At 40.2% G+C, this 18,567-nt stretch carries 14 protein-coding genes; 7 read left to right on the top strand and 7 right to left on the bottom strand.

What is annotated here, in order from left to right; translation table 11 throughout:
• The first annotated feature begins 186 nt into the window (after positions 1 to 186).
• Complete coding sequence (locus tag D7V92_RS10445; RefSeq protein WP_121772831.1) at positions 187 to 2,607, top strand: TonB-dependent receptor; 2,421 nt, start codon at positions 187 to 189, stop codon at positions 2,605 to 2,607.
• Between the two features lie 153 nt (positions 2,608 to 2,760).
• Here D7V92_RS10445 and D7V92_RS10440 read toward each other — a convergent pair whose 3' ends face one another.
• The 7 genes from D7V92_RS10440 to D7V92_RS10410 form a co-directional block, all read right to left on the bottom strand.
• Positions 2,761 to 3,834 carry an acyltransferase gene (locus tag D7V92_RS10440; protein WP_005860380.1) on the bottom strand — a complete coding sequence of 358 codons (1,074 nt, stop codon included), beginning with the start codon at positions 3,832 to 3,834 and terminating at the stop codon, positions 2,761 to 2,763.
• A 4-nt stretch (positions 3,835 to 3,838) separates the two neighbouring features.
• Positions 3,839 to 6,169, bottom strand: coding sequence for a T9SS type A sorting domain-containing protein (locus tag D7V92_RS10435; protein WP_087345200.1), 2,331 nt, complete (start codon positions 6,167 to 6,169; stop codon positions 3,839 to 3,841).
• Between the two features lies 1 nt (position 6,170).
• Positions 6,171 to 6,752: a non-canonical purine NTP diphosphatase gene (locus D7V92_RS10430; protein ID WP_008773198.1), complete on the bottom strand. Its 582-nt coding sequence runs from the start codon at positions 6,750 to 6,752 to the stop codon at positions 6,171 to 6,173.
• Positions 6,753 to 6,839: 87 nt separating this feature from the next.
• Entirely contained in the window at positions 6,840 to 7,718 is an 879-nt protein-coding gene (locus D7V92_RS10425) for a YitT family protein (protein ID WP_005860386.1), read from the bottom strand.
• On the bottom strand, positions 7,715 to 10,555 hold the full coding sequence (leuS, locus tag D7V92_RS10420) for a leucine--tRNA ligase (RefSeq protein ID WP_121772830.1): 2,841 nt from the start codon (positions 10,553 to 10,555) through the stop codon (positions 7,715 to 7,717). Before leuS ends, D7V92_RS10425 begins: the two co-directional genes overlap by 4 nt.
• Before the next feature lie 125 nt (positions 10,556 to 10,680).
• Positions 10,681 to 11,202 (bottom strand): ORF6N domain-containing protein, encoded by a 522-nt coding sequence (locus D7V92_RS10415; RefSeq protein ID WP_121772829.1) that lies wholly within the window; start codon positions 11,200 to 11,202, stop codon positions 10,681 to 10,683.
• Between the two features lie 24 nt (positions 11,203 to 11,226).
• The gene (locus tag D7V92_RS10410; RefSeq protein ID WP_121772828.1) at positions 11,227 to 11,790 is read right to left on the bottom strand and encodes an ORF6N domain-containing protein; all 564 of its coding nucleotides are present in this window, start codon (positions 11,788 to 11,790) and stop codon (positions 11,227 to 11,229) included.
• A gap of 406 nt (positions 11,791 to 12,196) precedes the next feature.
• Between D7V92_RS10410 and D7V92_RS10405 the strand changes: the two genes are divergently transcribed.
• The 6 genes from D7V92_RS10405 to D7V92_RS10380 all read left to right on the top strand — a co-directional run bounded on the left by D7V92_RS10405 (position 12,197) and on the right by D7V92_RS10380 (position 18,567).
• Entirely contained in the window at positions 12,197 to 13,915 is a 1,719-nt protein-coding gene (locus D7V92_RS10405) for a lipopolysaccharide assembly protein LapB (RefSeq protein ID WP_121772827.1), read from the top strand.
• 187 nt (positions 13,916 to 14,102) lie between these two features.
• A complete protein-coding gene (locus tag D7V92_RS10400; RefSeq protein WP_008773203.1) occupies positions 14,103 to 14,474 on the top strand; it encodes a DUF3244 domain-containing protein in 372 nt (123 codons plus the stop codon).
• A 21-nt stretch (positions 14,475 to 14,495) separates the two neighbouring features.
• Positions 14,496 to 15,638 carry a hypothetical protein gene (locus D7V92_RS10395; protein ID WP_147331046.1) on the top strand — a complete coding sequence of 381 codons (1,143 nt, stop codon included), beginning with the start codon at positions 14,496 to 14,498 and terminating at the stop codon, positions 15,636 to 15,638.
• Between the two features lie 16 nt (positions 15,639 to 15,654).
• Entirely contained in the window at positions 15,655 to 16,122 is a 468-nt protein-coding gene (locus tag D7V92_RS10390; protein ID WP_121772825.1) for a hypothetical protein, read from the top strand.
• Positions 16,123 to 16,308: 186 nt separating this feature from the next.
• Complete coding sequence (locus D7V92_RS10385; RefSeq protein WP_121772824.1) at positions 16,309 to 16,959, top strand: outer membrane beta-barrel protein; 651 nt, start codon at positions 16,309 to 16,311, stop codon at positions 16,957 to 16,959.
• A 336-nt stretch (positions 16,960 to 17,295) separates the two neighbouring features.
• Complete coding sequence (locus tag D7V92_RS10380) at positions 17,296 to 18,567, top strand: DNA cytosine methyltransferase (protein ID WP_370036248.1); 1,272 nt, start codon at positions 17,296 to 17,298, stop codon at positions 18,565 to 18,567.

Genomic DNA, 18,567 nt, shown 5'->3' with positions numbered 1-18,567 from the left:
ATGCTCATGTTTTTTGCGCATAATAATTACACATTTTATTGTTATTGAATGTGTCTACCTATATCAGTATAAGACAAACTCGGACGATCCCGGGAAAGAATATATCAAGAATGATCGCTATTAATTACCGTAACATTCTGAATTTAGTTACTTTTGCGTAGAAATCTAATTGTAATTCTCAATATCATGAAAAAGATAGGACTAATGTTGGCCTTATTATGGGTGATTTGTGCGCTCTCGTGGGCTACTTCTCCGAATGCCCGTATTAAGGGGCAGTTAATAGATGCCTCTACGAATCAAGTGATTAATTATGCGGATATCTTTCTGTTTACGATGGGAAGTGAAAAACCTTTGCAACAGACTTTTCCGGACGATCAAGGACGTTTCTCGTTTACTAAGGTGGCTCCGGGTAATTATGTGGTCATGGTCCGTCTGATGGGATATGATGTGTTTACAAAGAATGATATCATCTTGGATGCCTCGTCTCCGGTGGATTTAGGTAAGTTGATGATGAGTCCCTTGGAGGTAGGTATCGCTGAAGTGGAGGTAGTGGCCGAGAAACGCCAATTGGTTTATAAGTTGGATAAGAAAGTGGTCGAGGCCTCTTCCAATATGATGGGAGGAGGCGGTTCCGCCGTGGATATATTAGAGAATACGCCTTCCATACGGGTAGACGCGGAAGGCGATGTTACTTTTCGTGGAAGCAGCGGCTTTTTGGTTTACATAGATGGTAAGCCGAGTGTCTTCTCGGGTACACAGGCTTTGGAGCAAGTCCCGGCCGGGCATATAGAGAATATAGAGATTATCACGACACCTTCCGCCAAGCATGATACGGAAGGCGACGTGGGTATCATTAATATTATCACGAAGAAGCATTCCCAGCGGGGATTGAGCGGGATGGTGAATCTCTCGGGAAGTACGTGGCTTTCCCGCCATGTCGATTTCTTGTTGGCGCAGCAACATCAGCGTTCCCGTTGGTACATCGGCGGACAGTGGACAGACCGGTTGCGCAAGAGTGATTTCGACCAAGAGAAGATGACGGTGGTGGGCGATCAGACCACTACCTCGCATTCCGTCGGGCCTCGTACGGGAAACAGCTATCATTATACGATGAAAGGCGGTTGGAGCCTGAATCTTCCCAAGACAACCATCGCGTTGGATCTGGAGGGCGGCTATGGCGGAAATAAGCGTAAGGGAGAGATGAACTATAAGGAAACCCGTTCGGTAGCGGGCGGCTCTCCGGTGACGGAAGATTATCGAAGCATAGATGATTATGATAATGATGAGAATATAGGTTTGGGAAGTCTGGCGGTACAGCATAAGTTCAACGATAAGGGACACGAGCTTTCCGGTAGTGCTTATTACAAATATGGCGGCCATGCCTTGGAATATTTCTTTAACGACTTGATGTCCTTGGAAGGGCAACGCCAACAGGGGCACCGTGCTTATGAGGCCGAGCACCGGGAAACGATGCGTATCAATCTGGATTACGCCTTGCCTTTCGGGAAAGGAGGTAAGCTAGAGGCGGGTTACCAATATTATTCTTATCTGGAAGACGGCGATTACAATATGGAATGGTGGGACCCCAAGGGACAAACGTTCTTTTGGCGTGACGATATCTACAACACGTTTTATTTTCAAGAAGGGGTGAATTCTATCTATACGATTCTTTCCCATACGTGGAAGAATTTAGAGGCGCAAGCCGGCGTTCGGGGAGAGCATACGCATACGGTCTTGCGAAGTTCCGTGGAGGGAGCGGATCGTACGAAGAATCGTTTTGAGTTTTTCCCATCGGTGCATTTGGGCTATACGTTCCCGAATGAGCATCGTTTGTTGGCTTCCTATTCCCGTCGTACCACACGTCCGCAGCTTTTCTATATGGAGCCTTATATCACGTATCGCGACTTTTATACGGCCGAGATCGGTAATCCGGATATACGTCCGGAGTACATCAACTCCTTTGAATTGAACTACCGGAAGAGTTTCGGGGAAAACACGGTATCCGCCACCGCCTTTCATCGGTATCGGAAGGATAAGATCGAGCGGTTGCGTGTTCCCTATTCAGCTGGTGTAACCTTGGATTCGATGGCGAATGTAGGACATGATTACTCGACGGGTATCGAGCTAAGCGTCAGCCTGCATCCGGTGCGCTGGTGGAATACCACGGTCAACGGAAACGTTTATCACTATAAGGTGAAGAACGAACAGGCCGCCGGTGGAAATACGACCTCAAGCACCAATTACGATATCCTATGGAATAACCTGTTTAATCTGGGGAAATACACCCGTATCCAATTGGATGGTAGTTTTGTAGGCCCTTCCGTAACGACGCAGGGCCGTACGGACGCTTATTGGTATGCGAACGTAGCCGTTCGCCAGCAACTATGTAACCGAAAACTAACCGCTACCTTAGCTTTCCGGGATATTTTCCGTTCTGCCAAATATATCAGCGATATCCAAACGGCAGATTTACGCTCCCTGACACGTATCAAACCCAAATATCCACAAATCACGTTGACGTTGAGTTGGACATTTAATAGTTTCAAGGCTAAATCCACCCAAGCGAAAGAAGATCGCTCGGAGATGTTCGAGGGTATAAAGCATTGATATTGTATCTTTACTGTATTGGTTTGTCTTCGGGAAACAACTACGACTACAAATAAATTCTGCAATCGTAGTTGTTTCCCTCTTTTACGGATGGTGGGATTTGGTTCTTGGCATTAATCGCTGCGAAAGGAGCGGAGAAGATAACAGATCAGATCATCCGAGCATTGCGTTCATCTGGTTTTTCTTTTTAGGATGATATAAACAAGGTTTCTCTATGTATTTCCAGGATAACATACCTAATCCGGTGCTAAGGATAGTGGTAAGAGCCAATGTCAATATAAAGCTATATTGATCAAGTCCGTAATGAATGAATATCTGGATGATCGGGAAATGAATCAAGAAGATACCATACGAGAAATTTCCCATCCGGTTGAATACATGTAACCACTTGAATCCGTAAGCTACCGTGATAATGATAGAGGCTAGAGCGATAGGCTCGAAAATACTCAGCAACAGATACTCTCTACCCAATAAAAGAAATAGGCTGACAGGGAACAAATATCTCATATATTTTCGAAAAATAGGGAAATAGGCAAGTATGATAATACCAGAACAAAAGTACATCATTTGTCCGGGGAATTGTCTTTTCATGAATTCATAAATAGGGTTGTGTGTCATATCATCTAAATAATTACACGTTGTCGAGTAGATGAAAGATAAGATATAAATAAGAAGTAGGCATACCAATTTATTGTATCTTTTCAGTAACCAATAGATAATGGGTATGGTGATATATAGCATGAATTCAACCTTGATAGTCCATAAAGACCCATTCATCGCTTGTAAAGGATTGGTATCGAATACGCCGGGTAAATCCGGCGATAAAAAGTTAAATGTAAGTAAATTACAGATAAGATAGGTGTATAAGCTAGAAGAGGTGAGGTATTCCCTGCAGGATAAGGAAGTAAGGAATAATCCGATTAAGGCACATAATAAAATAGTCAAGCTGTAGGCGGGCATAATACGTTGAATACGTTTACGGAAAAAAATCCGGGTATTAGGCGTACGTAAGAAGCTAAACATAACAAGAAATCCACTAATAATAAAGAAACCTTTCACTCGAAATCCTCCGCTAACAAACCAAAAAGGATCTGTCTCTGTCAGTGTGCTGAAATGGTTGAACATGACAGAATACGCAAGAAAGAAGCGAATAAAATCAAAATTATTCGCTTCTTTTACTTGATTTATTAATCTGGAGTTGAGTAAAACTTTCTCTGATTGATTCATTGTTCTATTTGACTACAATGATTTTTGTTACGACGCTCTCTGAGGCTTCCTCCGTGGAAGCTAGTACAAGATATACGCCTGTCGCTACACGTGATCCGTTTGCGTTCCGGCAATTCCAGATAGCTTGCCCCCCCAAGGATTTAGTTTGATAAATAATATTTCCGTTTAAATCCGTGATTTTTACATTCGAATTATCCATTAATCCTACAATCGTTACTTTATCCATATGTTCGGGACGTACCGGATTAGGATATGCGTAGATCTCCGAGTAATCAGATTTACCTTCCGAAGCTTCTCCTTGATAGGAATTTAGTCCTTTATCGGTACCGATAAAAACTTCACCGGTCTTATCGTTTATCTCTATATCGTATATGTTATCGGAAAGGAGCGGGCTATTGGTCGTATTAAATTGATAAACGATTGTCTCATTATCATTATCTAGAACATAGACGCCATTTCCTTTGGTTCCAATCCATTTTCGATTACCTGCGTCTACTTTTAGGGTCGTGACGACAACGTTATCTAAGAAATAAGCGAGATTGCCAGTTTCCTCATTGGTATATTTTACCCTTGTACAACGTGTAGCGGCTTTATCCTCAGCGGAAGAGATCCTAGGTTTAGTGAAGTATACGGCTCCCCGATTCGTACCAACCCAGATATATCCATCCTTATCCTCGGCTACGCATGTATAATTACTAGGAGTCAATTCTTTTCCGTCGGTATCAATAAGTGTAGTAAACTCATACGAGGAAACTTCGTCTAAAGACTCGCTATTCGGTATCATTACAAGTTTAGGGGTGTTACGAGGCACATAAATCCATTTGTCGTTAGTGGAGGTTATAAGTATATCGTTTATTGTATAAACTCCTCTAAGTTGCTCGATATCCAAACGATGCCATGCTCCTGCTTTGTCAAGAACAAGTACCGCATGGTTAACCTCTGAGCTTGTCATCCACAAATTTCCATTTTTATCAAAGGCCAGTCCATCTATATAACAATAACCGGACCCATAGCCTCCTGCGGTTTCTTTAAAGGCATTCTTTTCATTGTATGACTGGACGGGAGTTCCATTCTTATATTGGATAACGCCATCACCCATGGAAGAGGCGTATACGATCTCATCATTAGAATCATCGGTCGTTACGGCTATACTTGTATAGTCTCGTGGATTTCTTGGTAAATTGAGTTTCTTTTGGGCTTCTTTAGGATCGATAAAAGACCATTTATCATAATCGTATGTAAGAATATAACCTCCTTTGTCGAAGCGCTTACCATTTAGGAGGTCTTTACCTCCTATGATCATATATACTTTATCATTTTTACAAACAATATCGAATGCGCTATTGCTGTAAGGTCCGTCTAAAATGATAGGTTCATTAAGAGCCTCAAAACTATTTGATCCTTTCCGTTGGATAGAACGTAGCCCTTTGCTTCCTTCCGCTATCCAATATTTGTCTGTTTGATAGGTACTGATATCATTGATACTTAAGTTTATTTGGTCAAACTTTTGCGTATCGGATACGATGAAAACCCTTGAGTTATCTATACATGCTAATTTTTCGCCTATTACTTTCATGTATTTTAGGGTTGAGCTATTTATTATTCGGGAAAGCTCTCCATTGTTTTCATAGAAGATACCTTGCTGACTGACCAAGTAGAACAAAGTATTCTTGAATGAAGCGATAGCTGAGATCGTATGACTATCGGAAAGGTTTGATAATCCATAGGGCTTCCAGTTTGCCTTATCCAGTAGGTTCTCTTTTAATGAGGCGTATATAATCCCCGAAGATACTTCTGCCTTATTGGTTGTAGAGGCATATATATTGCCATTCTGTATGGCACACGATGTTATATTTAAGGAAAGCTTGTAGGTATCTTTTATTTCCTTTTTGGCCATATTGACCACGACGATACCAAATGCTGTCGATAAATAGGCATATTCATCATGTACCAATACTGAATTGATTTGTTTGTCTCTTATGGACGTACTGGTCGACAGATAAGGTAGATTTGTCGCCACTCCTCCCTCAAGTATATCTATATTTGAATTATCATAGATAATAAGGAGTGATTTTGTTTGTTTATTATAGCGGATCAAAGAAATCGTATTATCATTTAATCCGTTTCCTTTATAATATTGCTTAATACTATTATCATCTTTTCCATACGTATAAAGAGATCCTTCCGCTACCACAAATACTTGGTCGTTCGATTCCTCTACGCTGTTTGTGTTATTGTAAGAAAGATACGTTTTCCATCCGGTTGTATTAAAATTAGCGGCTAATACAGTGAATGAAAAAAATGAAAATAGAATGATAGTAAGTATATGTCTCATATTAACAATTGTAATCAGATAAAAATGATGTTAACTTCATGACGGCTTTCGCACGATGGCTGATCTGGTTTTTTGTATCGTTACCCATCTCGGCGAAAGTTTGTGTATAGGTATCAGGCATGAATATAGGATCGTATCCAAATCCGCTATCTCCGCGTTTTTCGGTAGTGATAGAGCCATTCACGATACCGTCGAAGGTATATTCTTTTCCGTCAAGGACTAGAGCTATGACCGTGCGGAAACGTGCTTTTCTGTTTTCTTTATGATTCATTTCGGACAACAGCTTGTTCATATTAGCTTCCGAGTCGTGCTCTGTTCCTGCGTAACGAGCCGAATAGACTCCCGGAGCATTATTCAATACCTCGACTTCTAATCCCGTGTCGTCAGCGAAACAATCATATCCGAATTTCTCCTTGATATAGCGGGCTTTTAGCAAAGCATTTCCCTCTAAGGTATCTGCCGTCTCGGGGATATCGTCATGGCAATCTATATCGGATAAACTTATGATTTCCGCGTATCCGGCGGTTATCTTGCGGACCTCGTCCAGTTTGTGTTGATTATTTGTCGCGAATACAAGTTTCATATTTCGTAATCTATTAAATAAGAAAGCATTTCTATACGGTAGATATATAACGTATGGAAATGCTTTAAATTGTTTGTATATTCTTTTTTAAGTCTTTATCTGATCGAACCCCTCACCATATACCCCTCGGACAATGCTTTGGGAGATGAACGCTTGGTGGTCTATCCGTTTCACGATCCGGAAGATGGAGACGGATTCGGATTTCTTGGCGAGTAGTACGACTACCTTGACGGGTTTGCGGGAATAACCGCCCTCGCCGTCCAGTATCGTACAGCCACGGCCTAAGTCATGGATGATGCGATCCGCTATCTCGTCGTACTTCTGGGAGAAGATGAGGAATTGTACGGATTGGCGGTTACCGTTCAATACCATGTCGAGAACGTAATTGCTTATGACCATCTCCACGAAACCGAAAACGATCTTGTCCACGTTATGGAACAGGAAGAAAGAGGAACTGATGATGAAGAAATCGCAAAACAGAAGGATACGTCCGATCGATATATTCTTATATTTATTGATTACCGCACCGATAATATCCGTACCTCCGGTACTACCGTTCGCCGAGAATACCAATCCTAGTCCGGCACCACACATAAACGCTCCGATTATGATAGCCATAAACGGCTGGTCGTGCAGTATAGGTTGTCCTTTCAGCAGCCACTCGAAGAGAGAGAGAGAAGCCGAGAGTGAGAAAACTCCGAAAATAGTTTTTATCAAGAATTTTAGACCAAGGATCTTTAAGGCTACCACCAACAAGGCTACGTTGATGACAAAATAAGATACGGATACCGGGATCAATCCATTGGAGGCAAAGAAGATCAACGCACAGATACCACTTACCCCACCTGTCACGATCTCGTTGGAAAGGATAAAGGCGTTGAATCCGAATCCGTATAATAAAGTTCCGAACAGGATCATTAGATAATCCTGTACGGAAAAATAGATTTTTGTGAGTTTTAAGTTCATCCCACTACGATATTAACGATTTTGCCGGGAACGACAATAACTTTCTTAACGGCCTTGCCTTCCATCCACTTCGCTGAGTTCTCATGATTCAAAGCCGCTTTCTCGGCGTCCTCCTTAGAAATATCCGCCGGTAGCTCTAGGTTGTAGCGAGCTTTACCATTGAATGAGATCGCGTAAACAACGGATTTCTCCTTGAGATATTCTTCGTTGTGTTTCGGCCACCGGGCATCGCAGATGGTCGTATCATGTCCTAATTGATGCCATAGCTCTTCCGCTATATGAGGAGCGAACGGAGCCAATAAAGTGATCAGCGGCTCCAAGATGGCGCGCTTGCTGCATTTTAAGCTCGTTAACTCGTTCACGCAAATCATGAAGGCGCTAATGGACGTGTTGTATGAGAAATGCTCGATGTCGAACGTTACTTTCTTGATCAGCTTATGCAAGGATTTCAATTCGTCGGCCGTAGGCTCGGCATCGGTAACTTGCAGGGTATCCGTATTGCCAAAGAACAAGCCCCAAAGCTTCTTTAAGAAACGGTGTACGCCATCGATACCGTTCGTATCCCAAGGCTTGGATTGCTCCAACGGGCCTAGGAACATCTCGTACAAACGTAGGGTATCGGCACCATATTTCTCAACGATCATATCCGGGTTCACTACGTTGAACATGGATTTGGACATCTTCTCGACCGCCCATCCGCAGATATATTTACCATCTTCCAATACGAACTCCGCGTCGTTGTATTCCGGACGCCAGTTCTTGAAAGCCTCTATATCCAACAGATCGTTAGATACGATATTTACGTCTACATGGATAGGGGTGACCTCGTATTGGTCTTTCAAGTTCAAGGAAACGAATTTATTGGTTCCGTTGATGCGGTACACGAAGTTCGAGCGTCCTTGGATCATACCTTGGTTGATCAATTTCTTGAACGGCTCTTCCTCGCAAACGATACCCAAGTCGAACAAGAACTTATTCCAGAAACGGCTGTAAATCAAGTGGCCGGTAGCGTGTTCCGTACCACCGATATATAAATCCACGTTTCTCCAATATTCATCCACGTCTTTAGCTACCAAGGCTTTATCATTATGCGGGTCCATATAGCGCAAATAATAAGCGGAAGAACCGGCGAAGCCCGGCATCGTACAAAGCTCTAGCGGGAAGATCGTCTGGTTATCGATCTTCGATACCTCGGTGACTTTTTGGTTTACCGTGTCCCAAGCCCATTTAACGGCGTGTCCTAATGGAGGCTCGCCCGTCTCGGTAGGCAAGAATTTATCTACTTCCGGCAGCAACAGGGGCAGACATTCTTCCGGCAACATCTGAGGCATGCCATCGGCGTCGTAATATACCGGGAACGGTTCGCCCCAATAACGCTGGCGGCTGAAAATAGCGTCGCGCAAGCGGTAGTTTATCTTCACACGTCCCAGATCGTGATCTTTTACGTATTTCTTGGTAGCGGCTATCGCTTCCTTGATCGTCAGTCCGTTCAAGGAAAGATCGCAATAAGGAGTAACGCCGGCTCTCGGAGAATTGCATACGATACCTTCCTTGGCATCGAAACTTTCCTCGCTTACGTCGCAACCTTCCACCAAGGGGCGGATTTCCAGTCCGAAATGCTTCGCGAAAGCGTAGTCGCGACTATCGTGCGCCGGAACCGCCATGATCGCTCCCGTACCGTAGCCGGCCAATACATAGTCGCTGATCCAGATGGGAACCGCCTCGCCCGTAAACGGGTTAATAGCATAGGAACCACTGAATACACCGGTTACCTGACGGTCGGCGATGCGCTCGCGCTCGGTACGTTTCTTGGTACGATCTAGGTAAGCGTCTACTTCTGCTTTTTGGTCTGCCGTAGTTAATTGTTGAACCAATTCGCTTTCCGGAGCTAATACCATGAAGGTAACACCAAACATCGTATCGGCACGGGTCGTAAAGATCGTGAATTCCTTGTCGCTGTCTTTTACCTTGAAGCGAACCTCGGCACCTTCGCTGCGTCCGATCCAGTTCTTTTGGGTCTCTTTCAAGGAATCCGTCCAGTCGATCGTATCCAATCCGTCCAACAGGCGTTGCGCGTAAGCGGATACACGTAAGCACCATTGGCGCATGATCTTTTGTTCCACCGGATAGCCTCCACGCTCGGAAACACCGTTCACGACCTCATCATTCGCTAATACGGTACCCAAGGCGGCACACCAGTTTACCATGGTCTCGCCACGATAAGCGATCCGGTAGTTGAGTAATATCTCTTGTTTTTCTTTATCGCTCTTGGCTTTCCATTCCTCGGCGGTGAAACTAAGTTCCTCTCCGCAAGCTACGTTCAGACCTTCCGTACCACTGGTCTCGAAAGCCTGTATCAACTCGCTGATCGGGCGGGCTTGCTTCTCGTCGTTGCAGTAGTAGCTGTTGAACATCCGGATGAAGGCCCATTGCGTCCATTTGTAATATTCGGGATCGCAGGTACGGATCTCACGGCTCCAATCGTAGCAGAAACCGATCTTTTCCAATTGCTCCCGATAACGGGCTATATTATTTTTTGTCGTGATCTCCGGATGTTGGCCGGTCTGGATGGCGTATTGCTCGGCGGGCAATCCGTAAGCGTCGTAACCCATCGGGTGCAATACGTTAAAACCTTGCAAACGTTTGAAACGCGAATAAATATCAGAAGCTATATAACCGAGCGGGTGGCCAACGTGCAATCCCGCACCGGAAGGATAGGGGAACATGTCCAATACATAGTATTTAGGCTTATTCGTGTCCTTTTCGACTTTATAAACCTTTTCGGCAATCCAGTAGTCGTGCCACTTCTTCTCAATCTCTCTGAAATTGTACTCCATGATCGTTTATCGTTTTTGTATCGTTTTCTATTTAAGGCCACAAAGTTAGTGAATTTATTTATTTTATATGAGTTATTTACATGAACTGTTTATTTCACGTAACCAATCCGGGGGCGAGATTGATTCTAGGTTCTTCTCGCTTGTAACTCAGCGAGTGACAGATTGATTAGCTCAAGTTGCGTACGGGTATCTTCGTTGATGTCGTTGTAATCGGCAAATGCTTCTTCGATATACGCTTTGAGTTCCTTTACTTCTTGTTGGAGTTCAAGCAAAGGGGAGGAAGAACTTATTATTTGTCGTATGCCGACGAAAGCACGCATGATAGAGATATTGACTTTAATGGCTGTATCGGATCTGAGTACAGAAGAAAGCATTGCTATACCTTGCTCCGTGAAAGCGAATGGAGCATATTGGTTACCTCCTTTCTTTGAGATGCCAATTTGGCATACCATATTGTTTTTCAAGTTGTTAAATTCTTGAATTGTTAATGTGAACATAAAATCATCAGGAAAGCGTTCTATGTTTCGTCTGACCGCACGTTTCAATTGGGCGGTTTCCGTTCCATACATTTCCGCCAGATCAAAATCCAGCATGACTTTTTGCCCTCTGATCTCATAAATCTTGTTTTGTATCGCTTGTAATTCCATAGTATAAGAACTTATTAGTTTACTTTATTTGATATAACCAATTTTAGGCTTTTTAGCATTGTTCTTTTTCTTTGTAGCCAGTTCGGAAAGAGCTATGTAAATATCATCCAAAGACTTTTGGGTGTCTTCACTGAGATCATTGATAGCGCAAAGGGTTTCCTCATTAGCCATTTCAAGAGATTTGATACGTTCTTGTAGTTCTTTAATTTCGATGGAACTAGTGATAGTTTGTAAGGTATAATTCCGGATAGCGACAAAGGCTCTCATAATGTTTCTGTTGATTTCTATGGCAGTTTTAGAATTTAGCACACTACTAAGCATAGCCACCCCTAATTCCGTGAAAGCAAAAGGCTTATATTTGAAATTACTACCTCTTCCTTTATTCAAGATACCAAATTGGCATCTTGAAAGTTCCTCCTTGGTTAACTCAAACATGAAATCATCTCCTTCAAAGCGTTCTATATTACGTCTGACCGCACGTTTCAATTGGGCAGTTTCCGTTCCATACATTTCCGCCAGATCAAAATCCAGCATGACTTTTTGCCCTCTGATCTCATAAATCTTGTTTTGTATCGTTTGTAATTCCATAGTAAAGATTTTAGTTTAATATTATGGTCGCAAAGGTTTGTAAAATAATTGAGATAAGCAATAAGCTAGTTGGATATTTATGATTGGTTGCATTTGTAAGTTGTACAATGAATTATTGCTGATCCGGCTTATTGTCTATTTTTTATGTGTTCTTATTTTCCTTATAAGATTTCCGGGAAAAACACGTACGTGATTTATGAAAAACACGTACGACTTTTTGGAAAAACATGTACGTGTTTTCCGGAAAACATGATGATGTTTTTATATCACTGATATTCATGTATATATAACTTGATACCTTTGCATGGACTTATTGTGTTTTTTTTCTTCTTGTATTTGTTATTTTGTTGTTCTATCGTTTGTTTATGAATTAAAAATATTTAATTTTGCTTATCTATAATAAAGGATGAAGTCATTTATATATATACTATTAACTTCCTTGACTTTCCTTGTGGTAGGATGCCAAAATGAATCTGAGGAAATCCGTTTGATCAATCAGGCGGAACGTTTGTTTGATGCCTATCCGGATAGCGTAATCACTACATTGGATTCCATTCCGCTCCCGGAAGAGATGAGTCCCCGTCTGGTAGCCCGTTGGTGTATGTTATACGCACGTGCCGCCGATAAAATAGAGGACGAGATGCCTTATACGAACCAGCTTGAGATCGCCTTGAAATATTATCAAAAGAAAAAGATGCGGAAAGAGGAGGCTGAGATCGGCCTTTATTTGGGGCGTTCGTATGTGGAGGATAAGGAGTACGAGAAGGCAATGAGGGCTTACTCCGATGCGCTGAAAGTAGCGTTGGCGATTAAGAACTATAATCGTGCCGGGTATATTTGTAGTTATATGGGAGATTTGTATGAGGTAGATCTTCGTTATATACTAGCCGCCGAGAAGTATAAAGAAAGCGGAAAGTATTTCTATTTAGCTAATAATGCTACGAGCTATGTACGTGCGTTCGTGAATGAGGGAAGAAGCTATATGAGTGTTGATTCTAATTATTTGGCTTTAGCTTCATTGAAGCAAGCAGAAGTGATTATGGATTCGTTAAATGTCGAAAATGTTAAAACTTATGTATATAATGGCTTGGGTAATATATATAATGATTTGGGAGATTATGGTTTAGCGGAATATTATATTTTACGATGTATAGAATTAGATCCAGAAGAAGTAGCTTCAGATTATTTATCATTGGTTGATATCGAGAAAAAACGTGGTAACTTGGAGAAGGCTGAGCAGTATTTGAGAAAGGCTAGTGATGTGCCTGCTGATAATGAGTTAGTTCCGATTACTATAGCTTATTATAATTATGTAATAAAGAAGAAACAAGATGACTTAAAAAACGCTTTGGATTTTTTTGAAAAATATGTGGAAATAGAGGATTCTCTTATAAACGTAAGTAAATCTATAGATATATATGATACAGAACAAAAATATGAACATTTGAAATTACATAATGAAAATATAGGATTACTTTTAAAAAATCAAAAGAATTATATATTTATATTGGTTTTATTATTTATCTGTGCTTTACTCGTTATTATCTATTTGATGACATTGAGAAGAAAAAATAGATCATTATTGAAACAACAAGAGGAAATAAATGATTTGAATCAAAATATATATCAGCTATCTGTAAAGTTATGTGGAAAAGAAAAAAAAATAAAGTTACAAGAAAACTCATTACATCTTGCGAAAGAAGAATTAGTATCTTATGAAAGTACAAAAAAAGAAGTAGAGGATTTGAGATATAGATTAATCAATTTAAGAGAAATAAAGATTCAAAATTCTAGTTTAACTCAAAAAATAAAGAGGATGTCTCAAACGGTTTGGTCGAAAGCCTCACAAGCAGTAATCGATGAGAAGATGTGGATTGATATAGAAGTGTTGATGGTAGAGGTATATCCTGATATTGTAAAGGCATTGAGAGACGCAGACCTATCTTTTTCGGAAATGCACCTTTGTTTTCTTACCTTATTCAAATTAGATACGAAAGCCATGTCTACCCTTTTAAATATAATACCAACTTCCGTAGACAAAACACGCTTGCGGGTACGGAAAAAGTTACATTGGGAAGGCAAGCAAGATTTTTATGAGTCGCTTATCCATATTAAACCTGTTTAGTCTGTTATAGACTCTGTTTAGATACAATTTTAGAGTTTTGTCCATATATGTATTGGTTTACTTGTTTGATTATTAAATAATTATATATTTTTGCTTGTCCATACGTTCTTGAAGGTTTTGTACTTTCTATGTCATGTAGACTCTCTACTTTTGCAGTCGTAAACAATAACGAAAAAAGAGAGTGTATATGAAAAATTTAAAATGGCTGTTACTAGCTCTATTTAGTATCTCTACTTGTACAACTTCATTATTAGCGCAGCGTATATCTATACGTGGGCACGGAAGTTTGCATAAAAAACAGCGATCTATTAATTTAGATGTACCTATAATAGCTGATATCGATGAAACCTCAAAAGTTCTATCCTTGGAGTTCTTAGAATATATAGGAGAGGTACGAGTATCTGTTACAGACACTAATGGAAATATTGTTTATGAGGAAATGATAAATACACAAAATGTTTCTTCGGGTATTATCTCATTAGATGAATGTACTTCTGGATCTTATGGACTTTATATATCAGATTCAGAAAATTATGCAGAAGGTTTTTTTAATTTATAATTGATTTTTAATTTGTAAAAGATGAAAAAGAAATTTTCAACAATGGTATTGGGTTTAACTGTCGCTTTGTTAAGCTCTTGTAATGGAAATGATATCGTAGAAGAAACTGCGATGAGTAATGTAAAAACTAAAGCAATAGAACAGGTAAAAAGTCGTTGCTCTGTAGTGGATGGTATATTACATTTCTCAAGTACTGATGATTATTATGCATTAACAGATTCTTTATGCAAATTGTCAGATGTAGAATTTGAGAACTGGGAAAATCAAAATAATTTTCTTTCTTATAGAACCTATGTTAATCGAATTATTGATGAAATAGAATCTGCACAAAATGAAAATGATGTAGATAAGGTTTCTTCTCTTTTGAAAGAGTATTCAAACTATGTTTATCTATCAGAAGAGGATTTTGTTCAACCCGTTATTCAAGCAACTTCTTATAGAAGTATCGTTAATAAAGATGGTATTTTCTACTTTAACGATACTGAAAATGTAGTTGATGGAAGGTATGTTTATGTTAATAATAAATCAGTGAACCAACGTGGACGTTCAATAAAGCAAGAATATGTTGTATATGGTACCCCATTGACAAAAGCTACACCAAATACAACAGAAATAAATTTTGTTACTGTTGCATATACAAAAGAAGATGGTACCAAAAGAGTTTACGGTGCTCCTAAAATATTTAGAAATGTTGTGAATAAAGATAATGTTGGAAATTTTATGGTACAATATGAATTTTATGTGAATGTAGATGGGAAAAAGAAAAGACCTACAGGTTGGAAGCATTATTCTACAGGATATGGAATAAAAGATGTTGTTTGTAGATTTAAAAATATACCATTAAGTTATACGAATGGAATAGTTAAAACAGGAGATATAACGATCACTCATCCTGAGGCAGAAGAACTTGGTGAGGGAAAAAGTGGTGAATTTAGGATGAATGTAGGTATTGGAGTTCCAAACTACACAGGAACTCCTGAGACTGTAGTGTGTATGCATTTTAAAGTATGGACATACGGTACGGCTCCAGAAGCTTTAGGATATAACTATTATCAAGGTAATTATAGTGGTGAGGACGAAGCTAATAAGAAAGGTAATCCTAGTGCTAAACAACTTTGCCCTCTCCATCATTTATATAATGGGACAGATTCTAGTTTAGAATAAACTTAAGTAGAGAAGTATGAGATTGCTAATATTCTTTTTAAGCTTATGTCTCCTTGTCGCATGCGATAAAGACGGTAAAGAGTTAAGTGAGAATGAAAAACTCGGAACATTGGGTTTTATTTTTGAGGATGAATTCTCAGACACGATCCCGGTTATTAAGATATCTCCAACAGATACATTACTGCCGGTTAAGATTGTGAGAGAGAGTAATCCCCAGTTAATAAATAAAACATATTCTTTTGATCGATATATACCGATCAAAGTACCGGAATCGAAGGATTCTACTCATGTACGACCGGGATATCATTATGATGTGGATGCGGAGTTGTCATTGACTGTTCCTGCTAACCAATACGAATATACTGTAACTCCATTAAGGATTTATCCTGAGCATATAGATAGGAGACTTTATATTAGTTTTGATATGGGGTATACTTATACTGGTATCCGGACTGTTCATTATTATCTGGAACCTATGAGATAATATATGATATTTTCGCTGATAAGTAGGGAAACTTTTGTTAATGTTCTCTGTTTATCGGCGAGTCATATTTCTGTCAAAGAAATGATTAATTCACTTTGTTTTACTCTTTTTATCTTTCAATGGATAAGGGTATTTTGTTTTTTCCTGTCTTAAAGATAAAATATGTAAGTTATAAAAAGAGAGAGTATGAAAAATGTGAAATGGCTAATAGCTACTTTATTTCTTATTTCTATTTGTATTCCGTCATTTGCCCAAGTAGAGCATGGCTTATTAGTAGGTGCCGGTGTTGGATTTCCTTTGCAGGACGGTTGGAAGGAGACTACTTGGGGTGATAAATCGAATTTGGATTATCGGAACGATTATAAATTGAATAGTATGATCGGTTATCGCTTCCGATTCCTTCCGGAACAGAAATTCTTCTATGACTTGGATGTTACGATGGGATTTCAAAAGATGGAAACTGTCAAGTCTTCTCGTTATCTTTCTTACGAAGGTATGGAAGGTGGTTCACATATATTCAAGGGAGGTACTGAGACGATCGATGAATTTGTGATGCCTATCTCCGTAGCCGCTAGTTGGAATTGGCGTTTTACCAAGAAATTCTATTTAGGTGTCGGTATCGCTCCTACACTTTATGTACAGCCACAAGCCGTGTTTGATCTGTCCGTGATGGCGAAGGTGGGATATCGTTTAAGCAAGCATTGTGAGTTCGGCCTTTCTTATCAGTATGGCTGTTTCAATACCTTGAAGCATTTCAATAACGGACCGGCTAATGGCCGTCGTGGACATCTTTCGGATTTGATGCTCTCTGTATATGTTCCTTTTGTTTTGAAATGATAGAATAATAAAATATAGAAACACATAATGTTTTATTTGGAACCAAAACAAAGATGAATAACTGCCTATAAGAAAAGAGTACGTGAAAAGAGTCATGTATAGAGAAATAATTCTATGCATGGCTTTTGCTTATATAATGTATATAGATTCTCAAGAATTATTGAGGCATTTTTTGTTTGCGATATTGTCTCTCTCGTGATTAAGAACTATCTTTGACAAACTATCCAATAGTGGATGCCGGATCAAAATCAATTGACTATGAAAACAAAAAAATTGAAATTCTTCGTAAATTTGTGGTTCTTTAAGCATATCTTATAGTAAGGATCGAATATGAAAATGAGTGAAAAGGAGGTTGATACATCAAATGAACTACGGGTCTTGTCCCTGTTCTCTGGATGTGGGGGCATGGATTTAGGATTCGAGGGGGATTTTATATGTCATCGTAAGTCTATATCTCCTCAAAGTACCTGGGTTCAAGAGGTTATCGATGAACACTGGGTTCGTTTACAGAAGAATCGTTTTCGAACGGTCTTTGCGAATGATATATTGAAAGAGGCACAAACCGCTTGGCTTCAATATATGGATCGATTCGGATATGATAAAAACGTTTATAATACAAAGAGTATCGTAGACTTGGTGAAAGAGCATCGAGCGGGGAAAAAAGTTTTCCCTAAAAATATAGATGTCGTCACGGGAGGTTTTCCTTGCCAGGATTTCAGTGTCTCTGGTAAACGTTTGGGATTTGAGTCGAATAAGGATCATACCGGGAAATTGCGTGAGGACGATGAGGCCTCGGAAGAGACGAGGGGTAAACTTTACTATTGGATGAAGCAGGTGATCGATATTACGAGACCCAAGATATTTATCGCGGAGAACGTGAAGGGACTGGTGAATCTGGGAGACGTGAAAAGTATTATTCAGAGAGACTTCGCCCATGCGGCTGGGGATGGATATATTGTTTTAGATCCTCAAGTTTTACATGCGGGCAATTATGGGGTTCCGGAGTCTAGAGAGCGTGTGATTTTTATCGGGATACGTAAGTCCGCGTTAAAGGTTAAGGCTTTAAGAGCGCTTCAAGAGGAGAAGATACCCAAAGCTTACGATCCTTATCCGAGTCCGACACATGCTTGCACCGTGGAAGATAAGAAACTATTGCCACCGGTGGTTTGTCGGGATGTATTTGTAGGATTGGAGGAACCGGATAGGACAGAAGATCCATCCCAGCGGTATTATTCACAGGCGAAATATATGGGAGCTCATTGTCAAGGTCAAAAGGAGATCGCGCTGGATCATATTGGCCCGACGATTCGTTCCGAGCATCATGGAAATATAGAATACCGTCGTTTATCCCGGGAGCATGGGGGCGTTATTACGGAAGAATTAGACGCCGGTTTACAAGAACGTCGCTTAACTCCTCGAGAATGTGCTTTGATACAGACGTTTCCGCCGGATTATACGTTTGTCTCCCATAAAAAGAACAGTACACGTTTTGAGTTAAGTGCCTCAGGCGCTTATAAAGTGATCGGTAATGCGGTTCCTCCAGTATTAGCGTATCATATAGCGAATCGCATACAGACTTTATGGCCGTTGTATTTTAAAAAGAGATAA

The sequence above is a fragment of the Parabacteroides sp. CH2-D42-20 genome (genome assembly GCF_003670185.1).
Classification (GTDB): Bacteria; Bacteroidota; Bacteroidia; order Bacteroidales; family Tannerellaceae; genus Parabacteroides; species Parabacteroides distasonis.
The sequence above is the reverse complement of the archived record's forward strand: the minus strand, read 5'-3'. Positions and strand labels throughout refer to the sequence as shown.